Here is a 25,317-nt window from a genome sequence, read left to right on the forward strand (position 1 = left end):
GTCAGCCCGGCGCTCCGCCCCACGACGGCCCGCCCAGGAACTCCGGCTGCCGGTACGGCTCCCACCAGCTGGTGAGCGCCCAGACACCGAGGCCCAGCGCCACCACCGCCACGACCAGGGCGGGCCACGGCCGGCCCAGCGTGCGCAGGGCCAGGGCCCAGACGAGCAGCGGGAGCAGCGCCCCACCGAGGGCGATCAGGGGAAGGTCGACGTAGAGCACGCCGAGATCGCGCCGGGACTGCTCGAAGCCGCCGGTGACGCTGACCCGGGCGTGCGGCGCCCAGGCGAGCGTGGCGGTCGCGGCCCCGGCGGCGGCGAGCAGGCACCCGGCGCCGCCGTGGTTCGGCTGGTTCATACCCGTCCCGACGCACGGCCCCCACCACCTGGTTCCGGGTTCCGGCGCGAGAGGGGCGCGCCGTCAGACCGGGTCCGCGTAGGCGTCCCGTGCCGGGGCCGACAGGTCGCAGCCGTCCTCGACGCCGGTGAACGTCACGAGCTGCGTGCTGCCGAGGTCTTTCGAGGCGTAGTGCCGGGCGTAGAGCTTCCAGCCCCGCTTGGCCAGGGTGCGGAAGGTGACGACGCCCTCGGTGTGCCGGGAGACGATCTCCCAGTCGTGCTGCCGCAGCCGCTTCACGGTCCCTTCGAAGCCCTCCGCGGCCCGGTCGGCCGGTACGTCCCCGAGCCAGGTGGCGACGCAGGTCTTCGGGTCACCGTCGTCGGCGCCCTTGACCGAGGTGTCCCCCTCGGGCAGTCCGGCGGCCCGGGTGTAGGCGGCTATCTCGCCCGCCACCGCCTCCTCGGTGAACGGCGCGGCGGGCACACGTGCCGGTTTCGCCGCGCTCGCCTCCTCACCGACGAGTCCGCAGCCCGCGGCCACGCTGATGAACCCACTCACGGCGACGGTCACGGCCGCCGCCCTTCCTCTGCTGCGCACAGGTGCTCCCCGCCCGTCCCGGCCCTTCCACGAGCACCGCCCGTGTGATGTCCGCCGGAGTGTCGCACCCGCTCCGGCCGGCCGGGGAACCCGCCCCCCGGTCCCGCGCGGGCCGCGGCCGGGGGCGGGGCGCGGTGCGGCCCCCGAAGGCCGCGGGGCCCCCGGTACAGTGAGTGGGTCGTCATCATGCCCGTACGGGGGGAAGCCGGTGCGAATCCGGCACCAGCCCTTCCCCGGACTCTCGGCTCCGATCGAGCAGGGGACACCCCGTTCGTGTGCGTCCGCCCCGGCGGACGAGTCGGAACGCCCCGCACGAGCGCATGACCGGCTCACGTCACCGGAACCCCGGTGGCCGGCACCGTCGAGGTATACGGGCCGGAGCCCGGTGCATCCCCGTGCCCGTGCCCGGCCCTCGCAGGAGAGGCCCACCCACGCCATGACCGTACGCCGCCGCGCGGCAGCGCTCGCGATCACCGCTGTGCTCTGTGCCGCAGCCGCTCCCACGGCGGTCGCCGCCCCGAGCCCGTCCCCTTCCCCGTCCGCCGGTCTCCCCGCGGGTCTGTACGGCACCAAGGACCCCACCTACGACGGTGTGTGGCGTCAGTCGCTGTCCTTCCTCGCCCAGCGGATAGAGCTGGTCACCCCCGCCGCGTCGGCGGTGGACTGGCTCGTCGGCCAGCAGTGCGACAGCGGGGCCTTCGCCTCCTACCGGGACGCCTCCGAGCCCTGCGACGACAAGACGGTGGCCGACACCAACGCCACCGGGGCCGCGGTCCAGGCGCTGATGGAGCTGGGCACGCACCGCCCGGCCGTGGACAACGGGGTCAGCTGGCTCAAGTCCGTCCAGAACGAGGACGGCGGCTGGGGCTACAACCCGGGCAGCCCCAGCGACGCCAACTCCACCGGCGTCGTGATCGGCGCCCTGGCCCGGGCCGGTGTGCCGCTGGCCGACCTCACCACCGACGACGGCAGGACCCCCTACACGGCGCTGCGGTCGTTCGCCCTGCCGTGCGGGGGCGAGGACGGCGGGGCGTTCGCGTACCAGCCGGACAAGGACGGCAAGCTCACCGCCAACGCGGACGCCACCGCGGCCGCGGTGCTCGGCGCGATGGGCAAGGGCATGGCCGCGGGCAACTCCAACGCGGTCAAGGACCCCGTCTGCCACAAGGGCACCGACCTCACCCCCGAGCAGTCCGCGCAGAACGGCGCGTTCTACCTGGCCGGCGCGCTCGCCGGCTCCGGCCACCTGGACTCGCCGCCCATGCCGGGCGCCGAGGACTCCGCTCCGCAGCCGGACTTCGGCAACACCGCCGACGCGGTCGTCGCGCTGGCGGCGTCCGGGCACAAGGACAAGGCGGCGAAGGCGGTCGCCTACCTGGAGAAGAACGCGGGGGGCTGGGCGAAGGAGGGCGGTCCGGCCGCCACCGCGCAGCTGGTGCTCGCCGCGCACGCGACCGGCACCGACGCCCGTGACTTCGGCGGTGTCGACCTCGTCCGGCAGCTCAACGCGCAGGGCCCCGCCCCCGCGGCCACGGCCGCGCCCTCGCCGACCGCGACCGACGCCAAGCCGAAGGACACCAGCAGCGACGACGGCGGACTGGGTGTCTGGTGGCTCGTCGGCATCGGTCTCGCCTTCGGCGCGGGTATCGGCTTCCTGCTGAGCGGACGCCGGAAGAACCAGCAGCTGTGAGGCGTACGCGGTCCACGGCCGTGCTGCTGCTCCTGGCCGCCGCGGTCCTGACCGTGCTGGGCGCCGGGAGCGCGCAGGCGGCCGGGTACCGCTACTGGTCCTTCTGGGAGGGCGACGGCGGCACCGCCTGGACGTACGCCACCCAGGGCCCCTCCCTGGTCCGGCCGGACGACGGGGCCGTGCAGGGTTTCCGTTTCGCGGTCAGCGAGGACTCCCAGGACGCGGCGCGACCGCGGCGCGCCCCGGACTTCGCCGCGGTCTGCGCCGGCACCCCGGCGCAGGACGGCCGCAAGCGGGTCGCCCTGGTCATCGACCCGGGAACGGCCTCGGACGCCCCGGACGGCGAGGAACCGCCCGCACCGCGCACCGCGTGCGCGCGGGTGGCCCCGGACGCGAGCACCGCCCAGGCGCTCGCGTCGGTGGCGAAGCCCCTGCGGTACGACGCTTCCGCGATGCTCTGCGCGATCTCCGGCTACCCGCGCTCCGGCTGCGGTGAGCAGGTCGGCCGGGACACCGGTTCCACCGGCAAGACCCCCGCCCCGGCCTCGTCGTCCACCGCCGCACGGGATTCCGGCGACGACCAGGGCGGCGGCCCCTCGGCCGGTGTCCTCGTCGGGACCGGCGCAGTGCTCCTGCTCGGTGCCGCCGCCGTCCTGCGGGCCCGCCGCCGCCGATGAACCGCGCCCCGGGCCCCGTCCGGCTCCTCCCTGCCCTGCGCGCGCCGGCGGCGAGCCGTGGCAACGCGGTCCCGGCCGGTGCCTGGTGGCTGTGGGCGCTGGGCCTGGCCACCGCCGCGTCCCGGACGACCAACCCGCTGCTGCTCGGGCTGCTGGTCGGGGTGGCGGGCTACGTCGTCGCGGCCCGCCGCACGGACGCGCCGTGGGCCCGCTCCTACGGGGCGTTCGTCCGGCTCGGGCTGTTCGTCGTGGGTGTGCGGCTGGTCTTCTCGGTGCTGCTCGGCTCCTCGGTCCCGGGGACGCAGTTGCTCTTCACCCTCCCCGAGGTGCCGCTGCCCGACTGGGCGCAGGGTGTCCGGCTCGGCGGCCAGGTCACCGCCGAGCAGCTGGTCTTCGCGCTGTACGACGGGGCGAAGCTGGCCGCACTGCTGATCTGCGTCGGCGCGGCGAACTCGCTCGCCGACCCGGCCCGGCTGCTGAAGTCGCTGCCGGGTGCGCTGTACGAGGTGGGCGTGGCGGTCGTCGTGGCGATGACCTTCGCGCCGAACATGGTCGCCGACGTGATGCGGCTGCGGACGGCCCGCCGGCTGCGCGGCCGTCCGACGGGCGGGATCGCGGCGGTGCTCCAGATCGGGCTGCCGGTACTGGAGGGCGCGCTGGAGCGGTCGGTCGCCCTCGCGGCCTCGATGGACGCGCGGGGGTACGGGCGCACCGCCGACGTCCCGCCCGCCGTCCGGCACACCACGAACGCGCTCACCCTGGGCGGTCTGCTGGGGGTGTGCGCGGGCACGTACGGGCTGCTGGCGGCGCAGGGCGCGGTGTACGGGCTGCCGCTGCTGCTGGCCGGGCTGGTCGCGGCCCTGGCCGGGCTCAGGCTCGGCGGCCGCCGCTCGGTGCGGACCCGCTACCGGCCCGACCGGTGGGACGCCCGCGCCTGGCTGGTCGCGGGCTCGGGCGTCCTGGTCGCGGCGGCGATGATCGCTGCGGGCGGCGCCGATCCGGAGGCGCTGCACCCCGGTGTCGTCCCACTGACCGCACCTGTCCTGCCGCTGTGGCCCGCCGCCGCCGTGCTGGCCGGGCTGCTGCCCGCCGTCGTCGCGCCCCTCCCGCCGTCGGCCTCCCCCGTCGCCCCCGAGGAGCAGGCGTGATCCGGTTCGAACAGGTTGCGGTGCGGTACGCGGACGCGGACCGCCCCACGCTCTCGGGTGTCGACCTCACCGTCCCCGAGGGCGAACTCGTGCTGCTGGTCGGCCCGTCCGGTGTCGGCAAGTCGACATTGCTGGGGACCGTGTCGGGGCTCGTCCCGCACTTCACCGGTGGTGTGCTGAGCGGCCGGGTGACCGTGGGCGGCCGGGACACCCGCACCCACAAGCCGCGCGAACTGGCCGACCTGGTCGGCACGGTGGGCCAGGACCCGCTGGCCCACTTCGTCACCGCCACCGTCGAGGACGAGCTGGCGTACGGCATGGAGTCGCTGGGCCTGGCCCCCGACGTGATGCGGCGACGGGTCGAGGAGACGCTGGACCTGCTGGGCCTGGCCGAGCTGCGCGACCGCCCGATCGCCACCCTCTCCGGCGGCCAGCAGCAGCGCGTCGCGATCGGGTCGGTCCTCACCCCGCACCCGAAGGTCCTGGTCCTGGACGAGCCGACGTCCGCCCTGGACCCGGCTGCGGCCGAGGAGGTGCTGGCCGTGCTCCAGCGGCTGGTCCACGACCTCGGCACCACCGTGCTGATGGCCGAACACCGCCTGGAGCGGGTGGTGCAGTACGCCGACCAGGTCCTGCTGCTCCCGTCGCCGGGCGCCGCCCCGGTGCTGGGCGCCCCCGCCGACGTCATGGCGCTCTCGCCGGTCCGCCCGCCGGTGGTGGAGCTGGGACGCCTCGCGGGCTGGGAGCCCCTGCCGCTGTCGGTCCGCGACGCCCGCCGCCGCTCGGCCCCGCTGCGCGAGCGGCTGGCCCAGATCACACCGCCGGCCGCGTCGGCTCCGATCGGCCCGGTCACGGCCGCCGCTCCCGCGGCGCCCCCGGCCCCGCGCGGCGGTCTGCTGGGGCGGCTGCTCGGCGGCCGCCGGACCACCGCCGGGGCCCCCGCTCCGTCCGAGGCGGCCGTCGTCGCCCGGGCCGACGGGCTGGGACTGCGGCGCGGGCGCGTCGAGGCGCTGCGCCGGGTCACGCTGTCCGTGGCACCGGGCGAGACGGTGGCGCTGATGGGCCGCAACGGCGCGGGCAAGTCGACCCTGCTGAGCGCGCTCGTCGGGATGCTGGAGCCGACCGCGGGCTCCGTCCTCGTCGGCGGCCTGCACCCGTTCCGTACCGCTCCCCGCGAGATGGTGCGCCGCGTCGGCCTCGTCCCCCAGGAACCCCGCGACCTCTTGTACGCGGACACGGTCGCCGCCGAGTGCGCCGCCGCCGACTCCGACGCGGGCGCGCCCCCCGGCAGCTGCCGGGCCCTGGTCTCCGAGCTGCTGCCGGGCGTGCCGGACGCCACCCACCCGCGTGATCTGTCCGAGGGCCAGCGGCTCGCCCTGGCGCTCGCCCTGGTCCTGACGGCCCGGCCGCCGCTGCTCCTGCTGGACGAGCCGACCCGGGGCCTGGACTACGCGGCGAAGGCCCGGCTCGTCGGCGTCCTGCGCGGGCTGGCGGACGAGGGCCATGCCGTCGTCCTGGCCACGCACGACGTGGAGCTGGCGGCGGAGCTGGCCCACCGGGTGGTGATCCTCGCCGACGGTGAGGTCGTCGCCGACGGCCCGACCGCCCGGGTGGTGGTCTCCTCCCCCGCGTTCGCCCCGCAGACCGCGAAGATCCTGGCCCCGCAGGAGTGGCTGACCGTGACCCAGGTCCGTACGGCCCTGGGACCGGCGCGGTCCCCGGAGACCGGCCCGTCGACCGGGTCCCCCGCATGACCGGGCCCCGCCGGGCGCGCCCGGTCCGCCTGGGCCCGCGGGCCGTCGTCGCGCTGGTCCTGGTCGGCGCGGTCGGCCTGATGGCGTTCGGCTGGCCGCTGCTGGCGTCCGGCACGAGTGCGGGCGTCGCCCACCCGCAGGACGCCCCCTGGCTCTTCGCGGTGCTGCTGGTGCTGCTGGTCGGGGTGGCCGTCGCGACCGTGGCGGACGGCGGACTCGACGCCAAGGCGGTGGCGATGCTCGGGGTCCTCGCGGCGGTCGGCGCCGCGCTGCGCCCGCTGGGCGCGGGGACGGCCGGCCTGGAGCCGATGTTCTTCCTGATGGTGCTGAGCGGCCGGGTGCTGGGCCCCGGCTTCGGCTTCGTCCTCGGCTCGGTGACGATGTTCGCCTCCGCCCTGCTCACCGGCGGGGTGGGGCCGTGGATGCCGTTCCAGATGCTGTCGATGGGCTGGTTCGCGATGGGCGCGGGCCTGCTGCCGGGCGCCGAACGGCCGCGCGGCCGGGCCGAGCTGCTGATGCTGGCGGCGTACGGCTTCGTGGCGGCGTTCGCCTACGGCACGATCATGAACCTGTACGGCTGGACGATCGTGCCGGGCCAGGCCTCGGGGATCTCCTTCGTCCCGGGCGACCCGCTGCACGAGAACCTGGTCCGCTTCCTCGCGTACTGCCTGGCGACCTCGCTCGGCTGGGACCTGGGCCGGGCGGTCCTCACCGCGGTCCTGACCCTCACCATCGGCCCCACCCTGCTGAAGGCCCTGCGCCGCGCCACCCGCCGCGCGGCCTTCGACGCGCGGCCCGCGTTCGAGTCCGCCGACCGGTAGGGCGGGGCCGTCCGGGTGGCGGGGCTGTCCGGGTGGCGGGGCCGCCGTGGCGGGCGGATCGTGAAAGGCGCGGCGATCCGGTCCGAAGGGGTGCCGGCGGGGCCGCGGCCCGGCTGGCACCCCTTCGGCGTGTCAGGAGGCGGCGCTGCCCGCCGGCGCGGCCACCGACTCGCCCTTCTTCTGGCCGGGCACGGCCGCCAGGGTCCCGCCGTCCGCCGCGCCGTCGGCGGACGTCCCGGCCTCGTCCCGGCCGGTCCGCAGCCGGCGTGGCCCGGCGAGCACGTAGGTCAGCCCGAAGCCCAGGCCGACGACGGTCGCCCCGCCCACCGCGTCCAGCACCCAGTGGTTCCCGGTGGCGACGATGCACGAGACCGTGAACAGCGGGTGCAGCAGTCCGAGCGCCTTCATCCACGCCTTCGGCGCCAGCACCAGGATCACCAGGCCGCACCAGAGCGACCAGCCGAAGTGCAGCGAGGGCATCGCCGCGTACTGGTTGGTCACCGCCGTCAGCGCCCCGAAGTCGGGGCTCGCGAGGTCCTGCGCGCCGTGGACGGTGTCGATGAAGCCGAGGCCCGGCATCAGCCGCGGCGGGGCCAGCGGGTAGAGCCAGAAGCCGACCAGGGCGAGGAGGGTGGCGAAGCCGATGGAGCTGCGGGCCCAGCGGTAGTCGGAGGGCCGCCGCACGTACAGCACGCCGAGGATCGTGAGCGGCACGATGAAGTGGAACGTCGAGTAGTAGTAGTCGAAGAACTCCCGCAGCCAGGGAATGCCGACGACCGTGTGGTTGGCCCAGTGCTCGATGTCGATGTGCAGCCACTGTTCCATCGAGTGGATCTGCCGGCCGTGCTCCTCGGCGGTGGGGCGCCCGACGGCCGCGGCGAGCCGGACCTTGGCGTACGCGGAGTAGACGACCCGGATGAGCAGGAGTTCCAGCAGCAGGTTGGGGCGGCTCAGCACCCGCCGCCAGAACGGCAGCAGCGGCACCCAGGAGAAGCGGGAGGCGACGGGCTGGGCGTAGTCGGTGGGGACGGGCCGCTGCCAGTGCGGTGAGGTGCGCGGCAGGAACGGCGCCACGCAGGCGGCGCCGAGCGCCGTGATGAGCAGCACGTTGTCGCGTACGGGAAGGAGCGCCCCGATGTTCGGCAGCAGCATCTTCCCGGGCAGGGTGAGCACGAGCACCACGACGGCGGGCCACACCAGCCGGTCGGATGCCTTCGTGCCGACCCGGCCGACGACGGCGAGCAGCACCCAGAGCAGCTGGTGCTGCCAGGCGGTGGGCGAGACGGCGACGGCCACGCAGCCGGTGACGGCGACGGCCAGCAGGAGCTGCCCGTCGTGCGCGTAGCGGACGGCGCGGCGCAGCCCGAGGACGGTGACGGCGGCGGCCAGCACGAGGAAGAGCACGACCTCCAGCGGCCCCTGAAGGCCGAACCGGAGCAGCGCGCCGTGCAGGGACTGGTTGGCGAGGCTGTCCGGCCGCTCGCCCAGCCCCGCACCGGCCACGTGGTGCACCCAGTACGTCCAGGAGTCGTGCGGCATCGCCGCCCAGGCCAGCGCGGTGCAGAAGGCGAAGGCCGCGCCGCCGGCCACGGCGGCCCGGCGTCTCCCGGTGAACCAGAACAGCACGGCGAAGAGCAGCACGGCGGGCTGGAGGGCGGCGGCGACACCGACGAGCACCCCGGAGAGGCGCTCACCGGGGACGGCGAGGCAGGCGACGAGGACCAGCAGGACGGGCAGGATGCTGGTCTGGCCCAGGTACAGCGTGTTGCGGACGGGCAGCGACACCATGAGCAGGGTGATCGCGAGGGGTGCGGCCAGGAAGGCGGTGCGCCGGGTGACCGGGCCCGGCAGGCCCCGCGCGGCGACGATCCCGAGCGCGGCGACGAGCAGCAGCGTACCGAAGGTCCAGACGACGCCGAGTGCCTCTTCGGCCGAGGTCGTCAGGGGTCTCAGCACCAGCCCGGCGAACGGCGTCCCGGTGAATCTGCCGGGTTCGTAGAGGGAGCCGGCGACGTGCAGTATGCCGTCCTGGCCGGTCCAGGTCTCCAGGTCGATGAGGCTCTCGCCGGGCTGCCTGCGCAGCACCACCGCCATCTGCCGTACGCCCAGCACGGCCACGACCAGCCAGAGGACCGCCCGCACCACCCCGGCTCTCGCCCCTGGGTCCGCCGCCACGTCCCCCCGCACACCGCGCTCCACCTCAGCCACTTGGCGCCCGCCCCTCCCAGAATCCCGCGCACTGTCCCGTCCGGTCGGGTATGTGCGGATGAAGCCTGCCATTGCCCTGCCGGGCAGACCCAATCAACCCCCTCTTCGCCTGACTGTCACGAGGCTTTTGCGGGAAAGAACGCACGGCCTCCGCATACCGCTCCGGCCCCGTGGCCGGAACCGGACGGTGCTCTGCGGGCGTCGGAACCCGTGTCCGGCCGCGGGGGCGCCGGCGTGGGAGGGGACGGATCATGCGTGGACGGGGGCCGGGCGGTACCCGGTGCGGGCGGGTGCTGTCGCTGCTGCTGATCCTGGCGGCACTCCAGCTGGGCTCGCTGGTCGCTCCGGCGTACGCCTGCGGGTGCGGGGCGATGGTCCCGTCGGAGCGGTCGCGGATCGCGGTCGGCCAGGAGACCTCGGTGGTGCACTGGGACGGCCGGACCGAGCAGATCGTCATGCGGCTCACGGTGCGCGGGGACGCCCGGGAAGCCGCCTGGATCATGCCCGTACCGCACCGCGCGTCGGTGGAGCTGGGTGACGCGGCCCTCTTCGACGAGCTGGCGGAGATCACCGCACCGGTGCGGGAGACCCGGCACCATTTCTGGCCACGCGACGGCGACTGGCCGTTCGCGGAGCGGGACGGGGCCGGTGCCCCGGCCCCCGGCGCGGCCGCGCCGGTCGGTGTGGTGGACCGCCGGCGGCTGGGGCCGTTCGACGTGGCCCGGCTGACGGCGACCGACCCCGAGGCCCTGCGGACCTGGCTGGAGGGCAACGGCTTCGCGCTGCCCGGCCCGCTGGAGGCGGCCCTGCGGACCTATGTCGACCAGGGGTGGGAGTACGTCGCGGTCCGTCTGGCCCCCGAGGAGGCGGGGGCGGTCCTGACGGGCGCCCTCGACCCGCTGCGGCTGCGTTTCGCCAGTGACCGGCCGGTGTATCCGATGCGGCTGTCGCGGCTGGCCCGTACCGCGCAGTCGTTGGGCCTGTACGTGATCGCGGAGCACCGGATGGAGCCGAGCGGCGCGATCGGGGGGCGGGAGCCGGAGGTGACGTTCGCGGGCCGGCTGGAGCGGACGGTTCCGGACGGTGCGGTGGCCGGGCTGGTCGGCGACGGGCCCGCGTTCCTGACCGCCTTCGACCAGTATTTTCCCGATCCCTCGCGCATCGACGGCGACCACGAACTGCGCGCGGCCGCCGCCGACACCCCGTACCGCACGGTGCGCCACCGCGACGAGCTGCTGGCGGTGGGCGGGGTCCCGGCGTGGCTGCTGAGCGTCCTGGCCGTGCTGCTGCTCGCGGTGGCCCGGGCCCTGCGGGCGGTACGGCGGCGCCGGGCCCGGCCGCCGGTCTGAGGTCAGCCCTCGTGGGCGGGTGTGCCGGCCTGCCATCCGGCGAACAGGGGGACGTCCGAGGTGCCGTCCAGGACGACGACGCCGAAGGGCCGGTCGAAGGCGATGTGGCGCACGGTCCCCGGACGCGGCATGCTCACCGCCCGCATCGCCACCACCGTGACCGCCGCGGCCTCCACTCCTTCCTCGGCGATCTTCACGACGGCTTCCTGGACGACGTCGGACAGGTACACGGGCTGCGGCGAGAGCCCCGAGAAGTCCGCGGCGCCCGCGTCGGTGGAGCGGCGCACCCCGAGCGCGGGCAGCTGAGCGGTGACCTCGGTCCGGGTCCGCAGGGTCAGCCGGGGGACCGCGACCGTGACCCGGTCCGCGTCCACCGGTGTACGCCGCTCCCGGGGCGCCCACGCGGCCGGCAGGACCCGGGCGGCGTCCGCCTCCGGCTCCCCGAGCACGAACCGCACCCGGGCGGGGGCCGCGCCTCCCGGTTCCGTACGGCAGCGCAGCTCGACGACGTCCGCCCCTTCCACCGTCCACGCGTCCACGACGGGCAGGGAGGCGTGCATGGTCGGGACCGGACGGCTGGTTCCCGTCGCGTCGGTGAACGGCAGGTCGCGGGTGGCGGCCGGGTCGAAGGGCGTCTCCCAGCGGGCCTTGAGGGCGAGCACGTTCACCAGCGCCAAGGCCACGTCGTCGCCGAGCTCCAGCGGCAGCCGCTCGATCAGGCCGTCCGTCCGCTCGCGCACCCAGGCGTCGATCCCGCCGGGCCCGAGCGGGCCGAAGGCGACATCGGGCAGGGCCCGTTCGTACTGCGGGCGGACCGGGACCCGCGCCCACACCCGGGTCGCCACCCGCAGCGCCCGGGTGCGGGCCCAGGCGCGCGCCGCCTCGGTCACCACGGCCGCGGCCTCCTCGTCCGCCACCCCGAGCAGCGCCCGCAGTTCGGCCGCCGTCCCGCCCCGGGCCCCGGCCGCGACGGCCGTCAGCGCCAGCCACAGCCCGGCGGGCGAGCACACGAACCCGCCGCCGGGGCCCGCCTGCTCCCGTAGCCACCGCTCGGCGAGCCGCCGCACGGCCTCGTCCCAGGTCTCCTGCCCGATGTCCCCCACGCCTGCCGCCTCCGCACGTTCAAACGGTTCGTCACACGGTCCGGCCGTCCTCACAATGGCCTCCATGACCTGGACCGTATCGCCCGAACGCTTCGACAGTCCCGACGCGGCACTCCTGCGCCGCGACTACTACGACGAGGTGGCGAGCCGCTACTGGGGCCGCCCCGCGACCGCCGAGGAGATCGAGGACGGTCTCACGGACGACGGGGCCGAGCGGCTTCTCCCGCCCACCGGCCAGTTCGTCGTCGGGCGCCACGAGGGCCGAGCGGCCGGCTGCGCGGGACTGCTGCTCGTCGACGGCGGGACCGCCGAGCTGACCCGGGTGTTCATACGCCCCGCCTTCCGGTCGACGGGCGGTGGCGGGCTGCTGCTGGCGGCCGTCGAGCGCGCGGCCCGGGGGTTCGGGGTGACACGGATCCGGCTCGACACCCGGCACGACCTGGTCGAGGCGCGGGGGCTGTACGCGAAGCACGGGTACGAGGAGGTCCCGGCGTTCAACCGGGGCCCGTACGCGGAGCGCTGGTTCGCCAAGGAGCTGTGAGGCCCGGGTGTCCGTCAGGCCGTGTGGTCGGGGCGTGGTTCGGGCATGTGCGGCCGCTCCCGGCTGGAACCGCTCACCTCGGTGGTCAGCTCCGTCACGAGGCGGACCAGGTCCGTGGGGCGGTCCGGGCCCCACCAGTCGCCCAGCAGCTCGGCCAGCGACTCCTCACGGGCCCGGGACAGCCGGACCACCGCCTCGGCGCCCGGTTCGGTGAGCACCAGCTGCATGCCCTCACGCCGGGCCAGACCCCGCTCCTCGACCTGGCGGGCGGCCTGGGTGATCACCCGCAGCGGCACCGGGGCGACCTCGGCGAGCCGGCCCGGCTCGACGGTGCCGTGCCGTTTGATGCGCAGCAGCAGCCAGCTGGCGGCGGGCAGCAGGTCGTATCCGGCCCGCTCGGTGATCTTCTCGTAGATCTCCCGGCGGCCTTCGCGGGTGGCCAGCACCGACAGGGCGCGGGCGCACTCGTCGTACGACGAGCGCTGGACCGGGTTGGAGGCGAAGGTCTCGCTGTGGTCGGGGGCCGTCACCGATCCGCGCAGCCGGTCCTCCTTGAGGAACCAGGCGAAGGCGAAGGCGACCAGGACGACCGGGACCGCGTAGAGGAAGACGTCGGTGATCGAGGTCGAGTAGGCGTCGAGGACCGCGGGGCGCAGGTCGGCCGGGAGGCGTCCCAGGGCCCGCGGGTCGGCGGCCAGCGAACCGGCGTCGACACCGCCCGGGAGTGAGCGTCCGGACAGCGCGGCCTCCAGTTTTCCGGTCAGCCGGTTGGTGAAGATGGTGCCGAAGATGGCCACGCCGAACGACGCGCCGATGGACCGGAAGAAGGTCGCGCCGGACGTGGCGACGCCCAGGTCCTCGTAGCCGACGGCGTTCTGGGCGACCAGGATGAGCACCTGCATCACCAGCCCGAGCCCGGCGCCGAAGACGAAGAAGCAGAGGCTCATCGTCAGGGTGGAGCTGGACGGGGTGAGCTGGTGGAGCAGCAGCAGGCCGATCGCGGTCAGGCCGGTCCCGGTGACGGGGAAGACCTTCCAGCGGCCGGTCCGGCTGACGATCTGCCCGGACGCCGTCGAGGTGATCAGCAGGCCGAAGACCATCGGCAGCATGTGCACCCCGGACAGGGTCGGGGTGATGCCGTGCACGACCTGGAGGAACGTCGGCAGGTAGGTCATCGCCCCGAACATCGCGAACCCGATGACGAAGCTGATGACGGCGACGAGGGTGAAGGTGCGGATCCGGAACAGCTTCAGCGGCAGCACCGGCTCGACCGCCCGGCGCTCGGTCCGGACGAACGCCGCCAGGAGGACGACGGCGAGCACGGCCAGGCCGATGATCTGGAGCGATCCCCAGGGCCAGGTGGTGCCGCCGAGGGAGGCCACGAGGACCAGGCAGGTGGCGACCGCGGCGATGAGGAAGGTGCCCAGGTAGTCGATGGTGTGCTTGGTGCGCCGTACCGGGATGTGGAGGACGGCGGCGATGACGAGGAGGGCGACGACTCCGAGCGGCAGGTTGATGTAGAAGACCCAGCGCCAGCTGAGGTGCTGGGTGAAGAACCCGCCGAGGAGCGGGCCGAGGACGCTGGTCACACCGAAGACGGCGCCGAACAGGCCCTGGTACTTGCCGCGTTCGCGCGGGGGGACGATGTCGCCGACGATCGCCATCGACAGCACCATCAGCCCGCCGCCGCCGAGCCCCTGGAGGGCGCGGAAGATGATGAGCTGGGGCATGCTCTGCGCCATGCCGCAGAGGGCGGAGCCGATGAGGAAGATGACGATGGCCGTCTGGAAGAGCCTCTTGCGCCCGTACTGGTCGCCGAGCTTCCCCCAGAGCGGGGTGGCCGCGGTCGCGGCCAGCAGATAGGCGGTGACGACCCAGGACAGGTGGTCGAGGCCGCCGAGGTCGCTGACGATCGTGGGAAGCGCGGTCGAGACGATGGTCTGGTCGAGTGCCGCGAGCAGCATGCCGAGGAGCAGCGCGCCGATGGCCACCAGGACGCTCCGCGTCGACCGCCCTTCGCCCGGTGCGGGGGGAGGCGGGGTCAGCTGCTGGGCCATGAGTCTCTCCTCGGGTCCGCTTCTCCCCCATCCTGGCCGCTGTGCCCCGTTATGGCCTGCCGAGCAGGGGGTGAAGCGTTGGGCTTCCCCGTGGTGGCCTGCATAATCGCAGGCAGTTCACAGGGGAGGGGACCCACAATGACCGGACATACGTGCCCGGAGTGCGGTGGCGAGCCGGGCGCGAGACCCGGGTGCGCCTGCGGGGCCGGTACGGCCGCGGCGGGGCGGGACGACGAGCGGGAGCCCCGGACGGAGGAGGGGCACCTGGCCGCGCGCACGGCGGAGATGGCCGCAGCCGAGGACTTCGACCCGCTGCGGATCCGGCCGTACGTGACGCTGACGAACGGTGACCCGGCGGACCATGGCGCACCGGCCGAGGCCACGACGATGCGGCTCCACCTGGGCGACGTGACGGCCGCCCCGGGTGCGGCTCCCGCCACCACCCCCGGCCCTGGCCCCGGCGACGAGACCCGGCGGCGTACGGCGGCGGCCTATCCGGGTGGCGGCGATCCGGTGCACCCCCGGCGGCGCAGGCCCCTCGCGGCCGTGGCGGTGGGCGCCGCGGTGGCCGCGGTGGTGGGGACGGCCGCGTTCGCGGGCGGACTGTTCGGCGGCGACGAGAGCGACGAGGAGGCGCTGCCCGAGATCACGACGAGCGTCCCGGACGCGACCGTCGAACCGACGGAGTCCGCGTCCGCGTCCGCGTCCCCTTCGGTGTCTTCCTCGCCCACCGCCTCCCGGTCGGCCTCCGCCTCACCGTCCGCGTCGGCCTCCGCCTCACCCACCGCCTCGGCGAGCCCCTCGGCCTCCGCGTCCGACACGGCGGCGGCGCCACCGCCGTCCCCTTCGGCGTCGCCGTCCGCGTCCCCCAGCACCGCACCGGCCGCCCCGCCCGGCCTGGCCGCCGAGCCGACGCTGCGCCGCGGCGACCAGGGGCCGGAGGTCGCGGAGCTCCAGCGCCGGCTGCGGGAGAAGTGGATCTACCAAGGGCCGGACGACGCCCACTACTCGGACCGGGTGGAGCGCGCGGTGCGGGAGTTCCAGCGATGGGTCTCGGTCGGCACGGACGCCCCGGGGGTCTACGGCCCGGAGACCCGCAAGGCGTTGGAGGCGCAGACGACGGGATCGGGGCGTCCGTACTGACGCGCCGGGGGCCGCGCCGGGTTCCGGAACTGCGGGATTGGCGTTCCGGCGGCGCTTTTTGTATCGTGGAGAAACAAAGTAGCCTCCGCCCGTTTTCCCTGACCGGCGGGCGGGGCTACTTGTCTCTCTCGACCTGCAGCCGTGTGCTGCCCGCACCACCGCGCTCTGGAGCCTGCCGATGTCGGCCACCGTCCTCGAAGCCCGCGCCCTCCTGCTGGACATGGACGGCACCCTGGTGAACTCCGACGCCGTGGTGGAGCGCTGCTGGCGCCGCTGGGCGCTCGCGAAGGGCCTCGACCCCGCGGCGGTCCTCACCGTGGTCCACGGACGCCAGGGGTACGCCACGATGGCCGCCCTGCTGCCGGACCGCCCGATGGAGCAGAACTACGCCGAGAACCGGGTCATGCTCGCCGAGGAGACCGCCGACACCGAGGGCGTGGTGCCCATCGGAGGTGCCGCCGCCTTCATGGCCTCGCTCGCCGGCCTCCCGCACGCGCTGGTGACCTCGGCCGACGAGGCGCTCGCCCAGGCCAGGATGGGCGCCGCCGGCCTCCCCGTACCGACGATCCGGGTCACCGCCGAGCTGGTCTCCGACAGCAAGCCGCACCCGGAGGGCTTCCTCAAGGGCGCGGCCGAGCTGGGCTTCGACCCGGCGGACTGCGTCGTCTTCGAGGACTCCGAGGCGGGCATCACGGCCGGCCGAGCGGCCGGCATGCGGGTCGTCGGCATAGGCCCGCGCGCCGCCGCGCTCTCCCCCGACGTCCACGTCGAGGACCTGACGCGCCTGCGGGTGGAGGCGACGCCCGAGGGCCGCATCCGCCTGCACGTCGACGCCGCCTAGTTTCCCAGGGCGTGGTGGGTCGTCCGGGGAAGTCCCGGGCGGCCATCCAGACCGTGAGGCCGCGGGCGATCCGGTCGATGCTCGTGTGGGTGGTGATACGCGGCTCCCACCAGGCCCGCCTCCCCGTTGCCCGCTGATCCGCACGCGGCCACGACGGCACCTCGTCCCGCACCGGGAGCATCCCGGTGCGGGACGAGTCGCGAAGAGCACTTCCACGGCCTCCGTGTGTTCGGCGCCCAGGCCGGCCGCGTGGTCGTCAAAGGTTCTTCTTCGCGCATGCGGTGTCGAAGGAGTTCATGGTGATGTCGCCGCCGTGCGTCATTTCCATGTATTCCACCACCGTCGTCCAGCCTCGCTGTTTGAGGACGACGACGGCTTCGTGGACCACCCCACTGTCGTACCTGCGCTCTCTACGGTCCCCCGACTGCTGCCAGTCGCGTTCACGCAGCTCGTCCACCATCTTGTCGAAACGGGCCATGTCGGCCGGAGCGTCTTCGGTGCCGAACCACTTGTACATCACCCCGCACGCCCTCAGCGACCCGGCGGGGGCGTCGTCGTTCGTACCGGCGAAGGCCGGTTCGCTCTCCGGCGCACCCGCGTCGGCGGCCGCGGTGTCGAGGTCGTTGCGCGCGATGTCCTTCGTCATCGGCCCGGTGCCCGTCGGCCGTGGTGACGCGGATACCGGCGCTCCGGTGCCGGCGACGGCACCGTTGTCGCTCTGGCCGCAGCCTGTCGCTCCGAGTGCGACGACCACCGCGGCTACGGCGGCCCTCTTCGTCCTGCTCATGGGTGTCCCCTCCCCCTATCGCAAGGAGCGTGCGCCTCACGATCAAGGAAGGAGTGTGCCACGGCGTGCCGGCTGCCGGGTCGGGGGCGCCGACGCAGTCAGGTCAGCTCCGATCAAAGGCCCGGGAACGCGACGGCCACCGTCCGCAACACCGCCAGGACGCACCACCGCCAGGACGCACCACCGCACGGTGCCCGCCTCCACGGGCGAGGCGAGCACGGTCGCGGTGAGGGCCCGTGACCTGGCTCCCCGTCAGCCCTTTTGTCCATAAGGGGGACAGACGGAACGTCAGAGCTATCGACACACCCCTTGATGTGACGTGCGCATGTCGTCACTCTGTTACCTGACGACCACCCCACGGAAACCCGGCACCGCCACGATGGCCGCTGTTCCGGTCGTCCGCACAGGTACCCCCCACATCAAGGGAGTTCTCATGCCCGGCATCTACGCGCGTCGCATAGCCGTCGCCGCCTCCGCCGCCGCCCTCGCCGCCACGACGGGGCTCCTCACCGCCCCGGCCGCGCAGGCCGCGATGCCCACCCCGGTCAGCGCGTCGACCGCCCGGACCTACCTCGGCCAGCTCACCGTCTCCGCCGAGGGCTCCTCCTCCGGCTACAGCCGCGACAAGTTCCCCCACTGGATCACCCAGTCCGGCGCCTGCAACACCCGCGAGGTCGTACTGAAGCGCGACGGCACCGGAGTCGTCCAGGACTCCTCCTGCGCCGCGACCAGCGGGAGTTGGTACTCGGAGTACGACGGCGCCACCTGGACCGCCGCCTCCGACGTGGACATCGACCACATGGTCCCGCTCGCCGAGGCGTGGCGCTCCGGCGCGAGCAGCTGGACCAACGCCCAACGCCAGGCCTACGCCAACGACCTGACGCGCCCTCAGCTCATCGCGGTCACGGACAACGTGAACCAGTCCAAGGGCGACAAGGACCCGGCCAAGTGGATGCCCCCGCGCACCGCCTACCGCTGCACGTACGCCCGCGCCTGGGTCCACGTGAAGCACCACTACGGCCTCAGCGTCGACTCGGCCGAGAAGACCGCCCTCCAGACCGCACTGAACGGCTGCTAGGGCTTGTTTCGAAAGTCCCACCTCGTCCGTCGCCCCTGATCCGCCGGACACCCCCGGTTCCCGGACACCCGCCGCACCGCACCGTCCCGCCCTCCTCCGTCGTTCCGTACGCTACGGAGCCACCGTCCGGAGCCGTTCACGGCGACGCGAGGAGGGCATCACATGGCCGGGCTGCGCCTGGGACCACTACTGCGGCACGTCGACTGGGAGTCCGGCTCCCGGGCCACCGTCTGGGTCGAGACCACCCGGCCCTGCACGGCCGAGGTCCGCTGCGCGGACGGCGCCTCGGGTTCGGCCCGCACCTTCTCGGTCTGCGGGCACCACTACGCCCTGGTGGTGGTGACCGGCCTGACGCCCGGCTCCACCACGGCCTACGAGGTGCTGCTCGACGGCCGCGGCGTCTGGCCGCCGGAGCGCTCCCCGCACCCGCCGAGCACGATCGCCACACCCGCCGTCCCCCACACACCTGGGGCGGGCCCGGTGCGGATCGCGTTCGGCTCGTGCCGCTGGGCGGCGGCCCACGCCGAGGAGCGCGACCCGGTCGGCCCGGACGCCCTCGTCACCCTGGCCGCCGGACTCGCCGCGAACCCCGGGGCCGTACGCCCCGACGTGCTGCTGCTGCTCGGCGACCAGGTGTACGCGGACGAGACGTCGCCGCCCACCCGGCGCAGGCTCGCGGCGCGCCGGGATCTGCGCGAGGCGCCCGGGGCGCAGGTCGCGGACTACGAGGAGTACACCCTCCTCTACGACGAGTCCTGGGGTGACCCTGACGTCCGCTGGCTGCTCTCCACGGTCCCCAGCTGCATGATCTTCGACGACCACGACGTCATCGACGACTGGAACACCAGCGCCTCCTGGCTCGCGGACATGCGGAGCACCCCGTGGTGGCACGAGCGGATCGTCAGCGGGCTGATGTCGTACTGGGTCTACCAGCACCTGGGCAACCTCTCCCCCGACGCCCTGGACACCGATCCGGTCTACGCGACGGTGCGCGGCGTCCCGGACGCCACCGAGACCCTGCGCGCGCACGCCGCCGCGGCCGACGCCGATCCCACCCACACCAGGTGGAGCTACGGGCGCGTTTTCGGCCGAGTACGGCTGCTGATGGTGGACACCCGGGCGGCCCGCGTCCTGGAGGAAGCCGAGCGGTCGATGCTCGACGCCGACGAGGCCCGCCGGCTGCGCGACGAGGCCCTCGCCGAACCGGGTTCCATCGACCACCTCCTGATAGGCACCTCCCTGCCATGGCTCCTGCCGCCCCTCATCCATGACGCGGAGACCTGGAACGCGGCACTGTGCCGGGGAGAGCGCGGTGGACGCTGGGCCAGGTTCGGCGAGAAGCTGCGGCGCGCCTGCGACCTGGAACACTGGGCGGCGTTCCCCGAGTCGTTCGGCCGTCTGTCCGCCCTGCTGCGGGACTCCGGCCGGGGCCCCGAGGCCCCGGCGACGGTTTGCGTGCTCTCGGGCGATGTGCACCATGCGTACATCGCCGAGCCCCACTGGCCGCAGCAGCCCCCTGGCGGCACTCCCGACGCCCGGATCCTCCAGCTGACCTGCTCCCCCGTCCACAACTCCGTCCCCGCCTCGATGCGTACGGCCTTCCGGTTCGGCTGGAGCCGGCCGGGCCGGTGGCTCGGGCGCGCGCTGACGCGCCACGGACGGACCGGCCCGTCACCGATGCACTGGCACCGCACGGGCGGGCCCTGGTTCGGCAACCAGCTGATGACCCTCTCCCTGGATGGCCGGAATTCCGTACTGACATTGGTTCAGGCCAAAGAGCACGATGGTGGTACACGGCTGGTAACCGCCTTTGAGCGCACGTTGTCGTCAGAGAGGTGAACGATTTCCAGCCAGTCGACAAACTGTTTAACTTGCAAGTACTTGTGAGGTAAACCTAACCTGGCGGGCCCGATCGGTTTCACGTCCCCAGACCGAAGGAGCCCGACCCCCACATGTTCACTCACCTGAACAGGGCCCAGCCCTATACACTCGCCCTCTTCCGCTTCGTGATCGGCTTTCTCTTCGCGTGCCACGGCGCCACGTCCCTCTTCCACGCCATGGGCGGCGGGAACATACCCGCCGGCACCTGGCCCGTCTGGTACGCCGCGATGATCCAGCTCGTCGGCGGCACCCTGGTCGCCCTCGGCCTCGGTACCCGCATAGCCGCCCTCATCTGCTCGGGGTCCATGGCGTACGCGTACTTCAACGTGCACCAGCCCGAGTCCCTGTACCCCGCCCAGAACGGGGGCGAGGCCTCGGCGCTCTTCTGCTGGGCCTTCCTGCTGCTGGTCTTCACGGGCCCCGGCGCCGTGGCCGTGGACCGGCTCTTCTCCTCGCGCGCCGCCACCGCGCACGAGGAGCGGACCGCGCGCGAGAAGGCACCGGCCGTCCCGGCCTGACCACCTCCGGCGCCCGAGGCGCCGACCGAGGAGGCCCGCACGCCGGATACGCCCCGTCCCTCCCACCCGGAGCCGACGGGGCGTACGTGACCTGCACAACATCAGGACCCGCCGGCGAACTTCACCTGAACCACAGAAGTATCCTGGAGTGCTGGCCAACTGTCGGCCTGCCGCTCCGGCCGCTCCCTGCGACGTCGCGGTGTTGACACACGGTGACATGGAACGGGGAGTAGAAAGTGCTCGAGAGTGTGGGTGCGCTGACCGGCACCCCATGGATCTACGCGGTGGTCGCCCTCTCGGTGCTTCTGGACGTCTTCCTGCCCGTCCTTCCCAGCGGTGTGCTGGTGATCGCGGCCGCGACCGCCGCGGCCGCGAGCACGACGACCGTCACCGCCGCGGCGGGCGCCGCCGCCCCGCAGGTGCCGTCCCTCCTCGTCCTGATGCTGTGCGCGGCCACCGCCTCGGTGCTCGGCGACCTCGTCGCCTACCGCCTCGCCTGGCGCGGCGGTGAGCGTCTGGACCGGGCCATCGCCCGGTCCCGCCGCCTCACCACCGCCCAGGAGCGCCTCGGCGCGGCGCTGAGCCGGGGCGGCGGCGCCCTCGTCGTCGTCGCCCGCTTCGCCCCGGCCGGCCGCTCGGTCGTGTCGCTGGGCGCGGGTGCCGCTCACCGCCGGGCGAAGGACTTCCTCCCCTGGTCGGCGCTGGCGGGTGTGGCGTGGGCCGGGTACAGCGTGGGCCTCGGCTACTTCGGTGGCCAGTGGCTGGGCGCGACCTGGCTGGGCACCGCCGTCTCGGTCCTCGCCCTGTTCCTCGCGGGGGCCCTGGCGGCCGTCGTCGTCCGCCGGCCGTCCCGCGAGCGGGCCGCGGCCGGCGCCTGAGAAAGGCCTCCCCCGAGCCCTCTGCCGTCACGTCCGGGCGGCGGCCCCCCGTACTTCCAGGCCGTCGAGCAGCCGGGCGGTCGCGTCGGCGATCTCGGCCACGGCCCGGTCGAAGACCTCCTGGTTGTGCGCGGCGGGGGCGCGGAAGCCCGACACCTTGCGCACGTACTGCAAGGCGGCGGCCCTCATCTCGTCCTCGGTGGCTTCGTCGGGGATGGCGGGCGGGCGAAGAGTCTTGATACTGCGGCACATGACTCCAGTGTGACGCGCACCACTGACAGAGGCGCCAAGGGCGTGTCCCGGAAGCGGCGCCGTCCGCCCGGAGGGGCGGATCCGGCGACGCCCGCCAGGCGCTACGGGACAGCCCTCAGGCGTTTCGGTCAGGAGCGGTCCGCTCGACGGGCGGCAGGACGTACTCACCGTCGAGGACGGCCCGGTCAGGGACGTACATCCGCATCACCAGCCGGAAACCGCCGCTGGGCGCCCGCAACCAGTTCGCCTCCCGGGCCGGGGTCGTCGGCCGTTCCCCGGAGACGTACAGCGTCAGGGCCCCGTCGCCCTCGTACACCAGGCCCGGCGTCCGGCTCCCCAGGGAGTACCGCTCCTCGGGACCCGCCACCAGGTGGTCGCCCGGGACCTCGTACGCGCTCACCGACCAGAAGGCCCCCACGGGAGGCGGCGGGTCCAGCCGCAGTGCGTAGCGGTGCGCCCCGTCGAACGGGCGCCCCCGGGAATCGCGGTCGGTCGACGCCGCCACGGCCTCGTACCCGTGCGGCTCCCACAACGCCCGGCGCGCAGCCACCGCCCGCACCAGGTAGGCGGCCTCCCGGTCCGGGACCCGCCACTGGGACGAGCGGAGCACACCGGCACCGAAGTGGTCGAGGTTGTAGTCGTGCAGGTGCGGCTCTGCCTCCCACGCCCCGGGCGACCGCGCGAGCGCGCTCGCCGCCTCCACGCGCTCCCTGCCCAGCTCCAGTCCCCGTGTCAGCGCCCGTACGAGCGCGGGCCCGGGCGACACGTACGGCGAGAGCCCCTCCTCCAGCAGCCCCAGCGGCTGGAAGCGGTCCTGGTGGGCGAGATCGGCCGCCGCGGGCGGGAAGTCCGCCATCCACACCCGCATCCGCTCGTAGAACGAGAGCGCCCCGGGTACGTCGGAGTCCGGCGCGGGCACCCCCGTCCGGTGCGCCCGGTCGCCGAGGTGTGTGAGCGTGAGCTCCTGCTGGAGGGCGCGTACCCGTGGCAGGTCGTCGGGCCCGTGGCAGGCGATGCGGCCGACGAGTGACGCGACGGACGTCGGCGCGTCGACGACGGCCACCCCGTCGGGGACGGTCCCGGCCCAGCCGGGCGGCACGACCAGCCAGTCCCCCTCTCCCGTCCCGGTGGCCCGGCTGCCGACATAGGCGAAGGCGTTGCTCCAGGCGTCCACGAACTGCAGGACGTAGTACGCCCCGCCGGTGTCCGGCACGTGCAGCCGCACCGGCCCGCCGGACAGGTCGAGCTGGGCGACGGCGTCCACGAGGTCGGGGGCCGCCCCCGGGACGTGCGCGTCGGGGGTGGCGGGCCCGTCCGCGTGGGCGAAGGCGTTGAAGGGCGCGGGCCCGAGGACGCCGTACCCCTCCTGCAGGCACGCCTGCACCGCCGACATCTGGCGGACCAGCGCCACCCCGTAGACGTAGGCGTCGGCGGCGAGGCCGGCGGCACCGGCCGGCACCGTGCCGCCCGGCTCCGGGCCGCCTCGCCCGTACGTCACCTCAGAGGACCGGCTTCGACCGGTCGGTGCACAGGGCCCAGATCACGAACGTGTCGATCGCGATGGAGACGATCGCCCACACCGGCTGGTAGGGAAGCCAGATGAAGTTGGCGATGATGTTGAGCGCCGCCAGCCCCACACCCACGCCCCTGGCCCATCCGGCGCCCCTCAGGATGCCGAGACCGACGAAGAACAGGACGACGCCCAGGATCAGGTGGATCCAGCCCCAGGCCGTGACGTCGAACTTGAACGTGTAGTCGGTGATCCGCTCGTAGACGTCGTCGGACGCGATGCCGGCGATGCCCTTGAAGATGTCCAGGATGCCGTCCACGAGCAGCAGGACACCGGCGAACATGGTCCCACCGGCCGCCCAGGCGCTGTCCGGCCGTTCGGGCGGCCGGGTGTTGCTGGACGAGGGCGCTGACTGAGCCATGGGATCCTCCACTCGGCAGACGCGAGACCCGTCGGGTGGACGGGCACTTAGACCCTGTGCGACACCCACCCGGACGACGACCCGGACGCACCCGTTCGGGTGACTCGGTCACGGCGCTCCCACGGTCAGGACCTGACCTTGGGAGTCGACGGTGAGGGCGGACGCGCTCGCCCCGGAGGCGATCCGCCGGCTGACGACCCAGTCCAGGATCAGCCCCCGCCGAGCGGCGTCGGACGCCGACCCGGCGGCCCCGTAGTACCCGGGAGGCGGCCACCGCTTGGGGTTCACCTCCAGGTTTCGAGGTCTCCGCCTCGCCACTCGATCAACGCGGGCTGATCCAGGTCGATCTCCTCGGCCCCGTCGGCGAACCCCGCCTGCCGCAGGAACGCGGCGACGTCCCCACGCCCGTGCGCCATGCCCACGATCTGCCCGTGGACGGTGACCCGCCGCCCACCGGTCGACGAGGGCGGGTACACGATCACAGGCGGGTGTCCGGACATGCCTCCACCGTCCCCCTCACCTCACGGGACCGCATCCCGGGGCGGAGACGCGGGGGCTCTGCACCCTCGGCGCGCCCCTCAGCGCCTCCTCGACGCCTCCTCAACGCCTCAGCGACGCGGGGAAGGCGGCCCCGGCGATCTCCTCCAGCATCGCCCCGGACCGGGCGAGCCCTTCCGCGGGCACCGCTGTGCGCCAGGCGCCCACGGGATGGCCCCAGGACCTGCGCCGGGCCCTGCGAGGCCGACAGGGCGGAGACCCTCGCCCACCAGCAGGCGATGACGTACATCCAGACCCTCCATGACGTGGAGGACTTCGCCTACAGGTGCTCCGCGAGGTGGGCGGCCCTGTGGACTCACCGGAACGTGACACCGGACCACGGGTCAGCTTCAATCTGCGCGCCTACCACGAACAGGCCCAGCGGGTGCGGCACCGCGTACGGCGCTCAAGCGACGTCTGGCTCCTGCTCGACCAGCACGCCGAGAGTCCGGGAGTCAGCGAACGGCAGGTTGCGGCGCTGCACGAAGTCGCCATGGCCGGGCGCGTACGCCGCTCCCGCTACGAGAAGAGCGAGGGGCTGAACGCCCAACAGGCCACCCGCGACATGCAGGCTCTGGTCAAAGCAGGCGTCCTCACCCCTGTCGGCCGAACCAAGGGCCGCCACTACATCGCCGGCTGCCGCTTTCCCCCAGGACGTCCTCCGGGGGACCCGCTCACGGGCACCTTCCCCGGGTGTCGCCGAGCGGGAGGGTCAGGCGCTCTCCGTGAAGCGAACGGACCAGGCGTAACCACCCAGACCCTCGTGGGCGACCCGCCGGACTTCCCTCACCTGGCAACCGTCGTGGGCGTACTTGAGCGCGAACCGGTCGAGACGCTGATCTTCGGTGAGGTCTTCCATGGACAGCGGCGCTCCGACGACGAGGTCATGGTGCAGGACCGCGTTCTGTACGGCGTCGTCCGAGCAGGTAAGACATTGGTGTGTTTCGGGTAGGGCCATGAGCCCCAGTGTGCGCCTTCGCCGGACACTCGGCAGCCACGTAGCCCCGGACCCACGCACCCCGCCCCGCCCACCTGCTTCACCGGCCCGCCAGGACGCCATCCGTCCGCACTGCCACGCGACGCGCCTCCGGCCAGGGAAGCACCCCGGAGACAGCGGGAGATACGGGCCGCTGCCCCACACCCCGAGGTCCCGAATCCCCTGGACCAGACGCCCGAACGGCCCCCAACG

Annotated in this window: 24 protein-coding genes and 1 pseudogene; 14 read left to right on the forward strand and 11 right to left on the reverse strand. The window is 74.0% G+C overall.

Annotated features, from left to right (window positions below; genetic code table 11):
* Window position 1: 1 nt before the first annotated feature.
* Together SACTE_RS08940 and SACTE_RS08945 are read right to left on the reverse strand one after the other, a co-directional pair.
* Entirely contained in the window at window positions 2–355 is a 354-nt protein-coding gene (locus tag SACTE_RS08940; protein ID WP_014045712.1) for a hypothetical protein, read from the reverse strand.
* Window positions 356–418: 63 nt separating this feature from the next.
* Window positions 419–907, reverse strand: a complete 489-nt coding sequence (locus SACTE_RS08945; protein WP_014045713.1) for a hypothetical protein — start codon at window positions 905–907, stop codon at window positions 419–421.
* 463 nt (window positions 908–1,370) lie between these two features.
* Between SACTE_RS08945 and SACTE_RS08950 the strand changes: the two genes are divergently transcribed.
* From SACTE_RS08950 to SACTE_RS08970, 5 genes are read left to right on the forward strand one after another with little or no spacing between them, the layout of a single operon-like run.
* Window positions 1,371–2,624: a prenyltransferase/squalene oxidase repeat-containing protein gene (locus SACTE_RS08950; protein WP_014045714.1), complete on the forward strand. Its 1,254-nt coding sequence runs from the start codon at window positions 1,371–1,373 to the stop codon at window positions 2,622–2,624.
* A complete protein-coding gene (locus SACTE_RS08955; protein ID WP_014045715.1) occupies window positions 2,621–3,301 on the forward strand; it encodes an SCO2322 family protein in 681 nt (226 codons plus the stop codon). Before SACTE_RS08950 ends, SACTE_RS08955 begins: the two co-directional genes overlap by 4 nt.
* Window positions 3,298–4,449 carry an energy-coupling factor transporter transmembrane component T gene (locus tag SACTE_RS08960; RefSeq protein ID WP_014045716.1) on the forward strand — a complete coding sequence of 384 codons (1,152 nt, stop codon included), beginning with the start codon at window positions 3,298–3,300 and terminating at the stop codon, window positions 4,447–4,449. Before SACTE_RS08955 ends, SACTE_RS08960 begins: the two co-directional genes overlap by 4 nt.
* Window positions 4,446–6,203 carry an ABC transporter ATP-binding protein gene (locus tag SACTE_RS08965; protein ID WP_014045717.1) on the forward strand — a complete coding sequence of 586 codons (1,758 nt, stop codon included), beginning with the start codon at window positions 4,446–4,448 and terminating at the stop codon, window positions 6,201–6,203. The genes SACTE_RS08960 and SACTE_RS08965 overlap by 4 nt, the downstream gene beginning before the upstream one ends.
* A complete protein-coding gene (locus SACTE_RS08970; RefSeq protein WP_014045718.1) occupies window positions 6,200–7,024 on the forward strand; it encodes an ECF transporter S component in 825 nt (274 codons plus the stop codon). Before SACTE_RS08965 ends, SACTE_RS08970 begins: the two co-directional genes overlap by 4 nt.
* A gap of 132 nt (window positions 7,025–7,156) precedes the next feature.
* On the opposite strand, the gene SACTE_RS08975 is transcribed toward SACTE_RS08970, so the two are convergent.
* Complete coding sequence (locus tag SACTE_RS08975; protein WP_202434666.1) at window positions 7,157–9,118, reverse strand: bifunctional glycosyltransferase 87/phosphatase PAP2 family protein; 1,962 nt, start codon at window positions 9,116–9,118, stop codon at window positions 7,157–7,159.
* 365 nt (window positions 9,119–9,483) lie between these two features.
* Here SACTE_RS08975 and SACTE_RS08980 point away from each other — a divergent pair, with 365 nt between their 5' ends.
* Window positions 9,484–10,581: a DUF2330 domain-containing protein gene (locus tag SACTE_RS08980; RefSeq protein ID WP_014045720.1), complete on the forward strand. Its 1,098-nt coding sequence runs from the start codon at window positions 9,484–9,486 to the stop codon at window positions 10,579–10,581.
* Between the two features lie 2 nt (window positions 10,582–10,583).
* Here SACTE_RS08980 and SACTE_RS08985 read toward each other — a convergent pair whose 3' ends face one another.
* A complete protein-coding gene (locus SACTE_RS08985) occupies window positions 10,584–11,684 on the reverse strand; it encodes a serpin family protein (protein ID WP_014045721.1) in 1,101 nt (366 codons plus the stop codon).
* A 64-nt stretch (window positions 11,685–11,748) separates the two neighbouring features.
* On the opposite strand from SACTE_RS08985, the gene SACTE_RS08990 reads away from it, so the two are divergent.
* Complete coding sequence (locus tag SACTE_RS08990) at window positions 11,749–12,225, forward strand: GNAT family N-acetyltransferase (protein WP_026359003.1); 477 nt, start codon at window positions 11,749–11,751, stop codon at window positions 12,223–12,225.
* Window positions 12,226–12,239: 14 nt separating this feature from the next.
* Here SACTE_RS08990 and SACTE_RS08995 read toward each other — a convergent pair.
* Window positions 12,240–14,291: pseudogene (locus tag SACTE_RS08995) on the reverse strand (MDR family MFS transporter); the annotation flags it as partial.
* Window positions 14,292–14,420: 129 nt separating this feature from the next.
* Between SACTE_RS08995 and SACTE_RS09000 the strand changes: the two are divergent.
* Entirely contained in the window at window positions 14,421–15,425 is a 1,005-nt protein-coding gene (locus SACTE_RS09000) for a peptidoglycan-binding domain-containing protein (protein WP_014045724.1), read from the forward strand.
* Window positions 15,426–15,603: 178 nt separating this feature from the next.
* Window positions 15,604–16,266, forward strand: coding sequence for an HAD-IA family hydrolase (locus tag SACTE_RS09005; protein WP_014045725.1), 663 nt, complete (start codon window positions 15,604–15,606; stop codon window positions 16,264–16,266).
* 256 nt (window positions 16,267–16,522) lie between these two features.
* On the opposite strand, the gene SACTE_RS09010 is transcribed toward SACTE_RS09005, so the two are convergent.
* Complete coding sequence (locus SACTE_RS09010) at window positions 16,523–17,053, reverse strand: hypothetical protein (protein ID WP_014045726.1); 531 nt, start codon at window positions 17,051–17,053, stop codon at window positions 16,523–16,525.
* A 433-nt stretch (window positions 17,054–17,486) separates the two neighbouring features.
* Here SACTE_RS09010 and SACTE_RS09015 point away from each other — a divergent pair, with 433 nt between their 5' ends.
* The 4 genes from SACTE_RS09015 to SACTE_RS09030 all read left to right on the forward strand — a co-directional run bounded on the left by SACTE_RS09015 (window position 17,487) and on the right by SACTE_RS09030 (window position 21,408).
* Window positions 17,487–18,131, forward strand: a complete 645-nt coding sequence (locus SACTE_RS09015; RefSeq protein ID WP_014045727.1) for an HNH endonuclease family protein — start codon at window positions 17,487–17,489, stop codon at window positions 18,129–18,131.
* Between the two features lie 162 nt (window positions 18,132–18,293).
* Window positions 18,294–19,970: an alkaline phosphatase D family protein gene (locus SACTE_RS09020; RefSeq protein WP_014045728.1), complete on the forward strand. Its 1,677-nt coding sequence runs from the start codon at window positions 18,294–18,296 to the stop codon at window positions 19,968–19,970.
* A 113-nt stretch (window positions 19,971–20,083) separates the two neighbouring features.
* Window positions 20,084–20,530: a DoxX family protein gene (locus tag SACTE_RS09025; protein WP_014045729.1), complete on the forward strand. Its 447-nt coding sequence runs from the start codon at window positions 20,084–20,086 to the stop codon at window positions 20,528–20,530.
* Window positions 20,531–20,766: 236 nt separating this feature from the next.
* Complete coding sequence (locus SACTE_RS09030) at window positions 20,767–21,408, forward strand: VTT domain-containing protein (RefSeq protein ID WP_014045730.1); 642 nt, start codon at window positions 20,767–20,769, stop codon at window positions 21,406–21,408.
* A 27-nt stretch (window positions 21,409–21,435) separates the two neighbouring features.
* Here SACTE_RS09030 and SACTE_RS09035 read toward each other — a convergent pair whose 3' ends face one another.
* The 5 genes from SACTE_RS09035 to SACTE_RS09055 all read right to left on the reverse strand — a co-directional run bounded on the left by SACTE_RS09035 (window position 21,436) and on the right by SACTE_RS09055 (window position 24,091).
* Window positions 21,436–21,660 carry a DUF2277 domain-containing protein gene (locus tag SACTE_RS09035; protein WP_014045731.1) on the reverse strand — a complete coding sequence of 75 codons (225 nt, stop codon included), beginning with the start codon at window positions 21,658–21,660 and terminating at the stop codon, window positions 21,436–21,438.
* 115 nt (window positions 21,661–21,775) lie between these two features.
* Window positions 21,776–23,119: a DUF1254 domain-containing protein gene (locus SACTE_RS09040; protein WP_014045732.1), complete on the reverse strand. Its 1,344-nt coding sequence runs from the start codon at window positions 23,117–23,119 to the stop codon at window positions 21,776–21,778.
* Window positions 23,120–23,159: 40 nt separating this feature from the next.
* Complete coding sequence (locus SACTE_RS09045; RefSeq protein ID WP_014045733.1) at window positions 23,160–23,591, reverse strand: hypothetical protein; 432 nt, start codon at window positions 23,589–23,591, stop codon at window positions 23,160–23,162.
* A 108-nt stretch (window positions 23,592–23,699) separates the two neighbouring features.
* A complete protein-coding gene (locus tag SACTE_RS09050) occupies window positions 23,700–23,879 on the reverse strand; it encodes a hypothetical protein (protein WP_014045734.1) in 180 nt (59 codons plus the stop codon).
* The gene (locus tag SACTE_RS09055; protein WP_014045735.1) at window positions 23,876–24,091 is read right to left on the reverse strand and encodes a hypothetical protein; all 216 of its coding nucleotides are present in this window, start codon (window positions 24,089–24,091) and stop codon (window positions 23,876–23,878) included. Before SACTE_RS09055 ends, SACTE_RS09050 begins: the two co-directional genes overlap by 4 nt.
* Window positions 24,092–24,438: 347 nt before the next feature.
* On the opposite strand from SACTE_RS09055, the gene SACTE_RS34920 reads away from it, so the two are divergent.
* Entirely contained in the window at window positions 24,439–25,080 is a 642-nt protein-coding gene (locus SACTE_RS34920; RefSeq protein WP_014045736.1) for a hypothetical protein, read from the forward strand.
* The last annotated feature ends 237 nt before the right edge of the window (window positions 25,081–25,317 follow it).

Origin of the sequence: Streptomyces sp. SirexAA-E (genome assembly GCF_000177195.2) — a bacterium.
Lineage (GTDB): Bacteria > Actinomycetota > Actinomycetes > Streptomycetales > Streptomycetaceae > Streptomyces > Streptomyces flavovirens.

Excerpts from the sequence above, each read along its gene's own strand:
- SACTE_RS09045 (WP_014045733.1), bottom strand. The coding sequence starts at position 23,591 with ATGGCTCAGTCAGCGCCCTCGTCCAGCAACACCCGGCCGCCCGAACGG.
- SACTE_RS09000 (WP_014045724.1), top strand. The coding sequence starts at position 14,421 with ATGACCGGACATACGTGCCCGGAGTGCGGTGGCGAGCCGGGCGCGAGA.
- SACTE_RS09025 (WP_014045729.1), top strand. The coding sequence starts at position 20,084 with ATGTTCACTCACCTGAACAGGGCCCAGCCCTATACACTCGCCCTCTTC.
- SACTE_RS09005 (WP_014045725.1), top strand. The coding sequence starts at position 15,604 with ATGTCGGCCACCGTCCTCGAAGCCCGCGCCCTCCTGCTGGACATGGAC.
- SACTE_RS09015 (WP_014045727.1), top strand. The coding sequence starts at position 17,487 with ATGCCCGGCATCTACGCGCGTCGCATAGCCGTCGCCGCCTCCGCCGCC.
- SACTE_RS08940 (WP_014045712.1), bottom strand. The coding sequence starts at position 355 with ATGAACCAGCCGAACCACGGCGGCGCCGGGTGCCTGCTCGCCGCCGCC.
- SACTE_RS08990 (WP_026359003.1), top strand. The coding sequence starts at position 11,749 with ATGACCTGGACCGTATCGCCCGAACGCTTCGACAGTCCCGACGCGGCA.
- SACTE_RS08960 (WP_014045716.1), top strand. The coding sequence starts at position 3,298 with ATGAACCGCGCCCCGGGCCCCGTCCGGCTCCTCCCTGCCCTGCGCGCG.
- SACTE_RS09020 (WP_014045728.1), top strand. The coding sequence starts at position 18,294 with ATGGCCGGGCTGCGCCTGGGACCACTACTGCGGCACGTCGACTGGGAG.
- SACTE_RS08980 (WP_014045720.1), top strand. The coding sequence starts at position 9,484 with ATGCGTGGACGGGGGCCGGGCGGTACCCGGTGCGGGCGGGTGCTGTCG.
- SACTE_RS09010 (WP_014045726.1), bottom strand. The coding sequence starts at position 17,053 with ATGAGCAGGACGAAGAGGGCCGCCGTAGCCGCGGTGGTCGTCGCACTC.
- SACTE_RS08950 (WP_014045714.1), top strand. The coding sequence starts at position 1,371 with ATGACCGTACGCCGCCGCGCGGCAGCGCTCGCGATCACCGCTGTGCTC.
- SACTE_RS09035 (WP_014045731.1), bottom strand. The coding sequence starts at position 21,660 with ATGTGCCGCAGTATCAAGACTCTTCGCCCGCCCGCCATCCCCGACGAA.
- SACTE_RS08970 (WP_014045718.1), top strand. The coding sequence starts at position 6,200 with ATGACCGGGCCCCGCCGGGCGCGCCCGGTCCGCCTGGGCCCGCGGGCC.
- SACTE_RS08975 (WP_202434666.1), bottom strand. The coding sequence starts at position 9,118 with ATGGCGGTGGTGCTGCGCAGGCAGCCCGGCGAGAGCCTCATCGACCTG.
- SACTE_RS09055 (WP_014045735.1), bottom strand. The coding sequence starts at position 24,091 with ATGTCCGGACACCCGCCTGTGATCGTGTACCCGCCCTCGTCGACCGGT.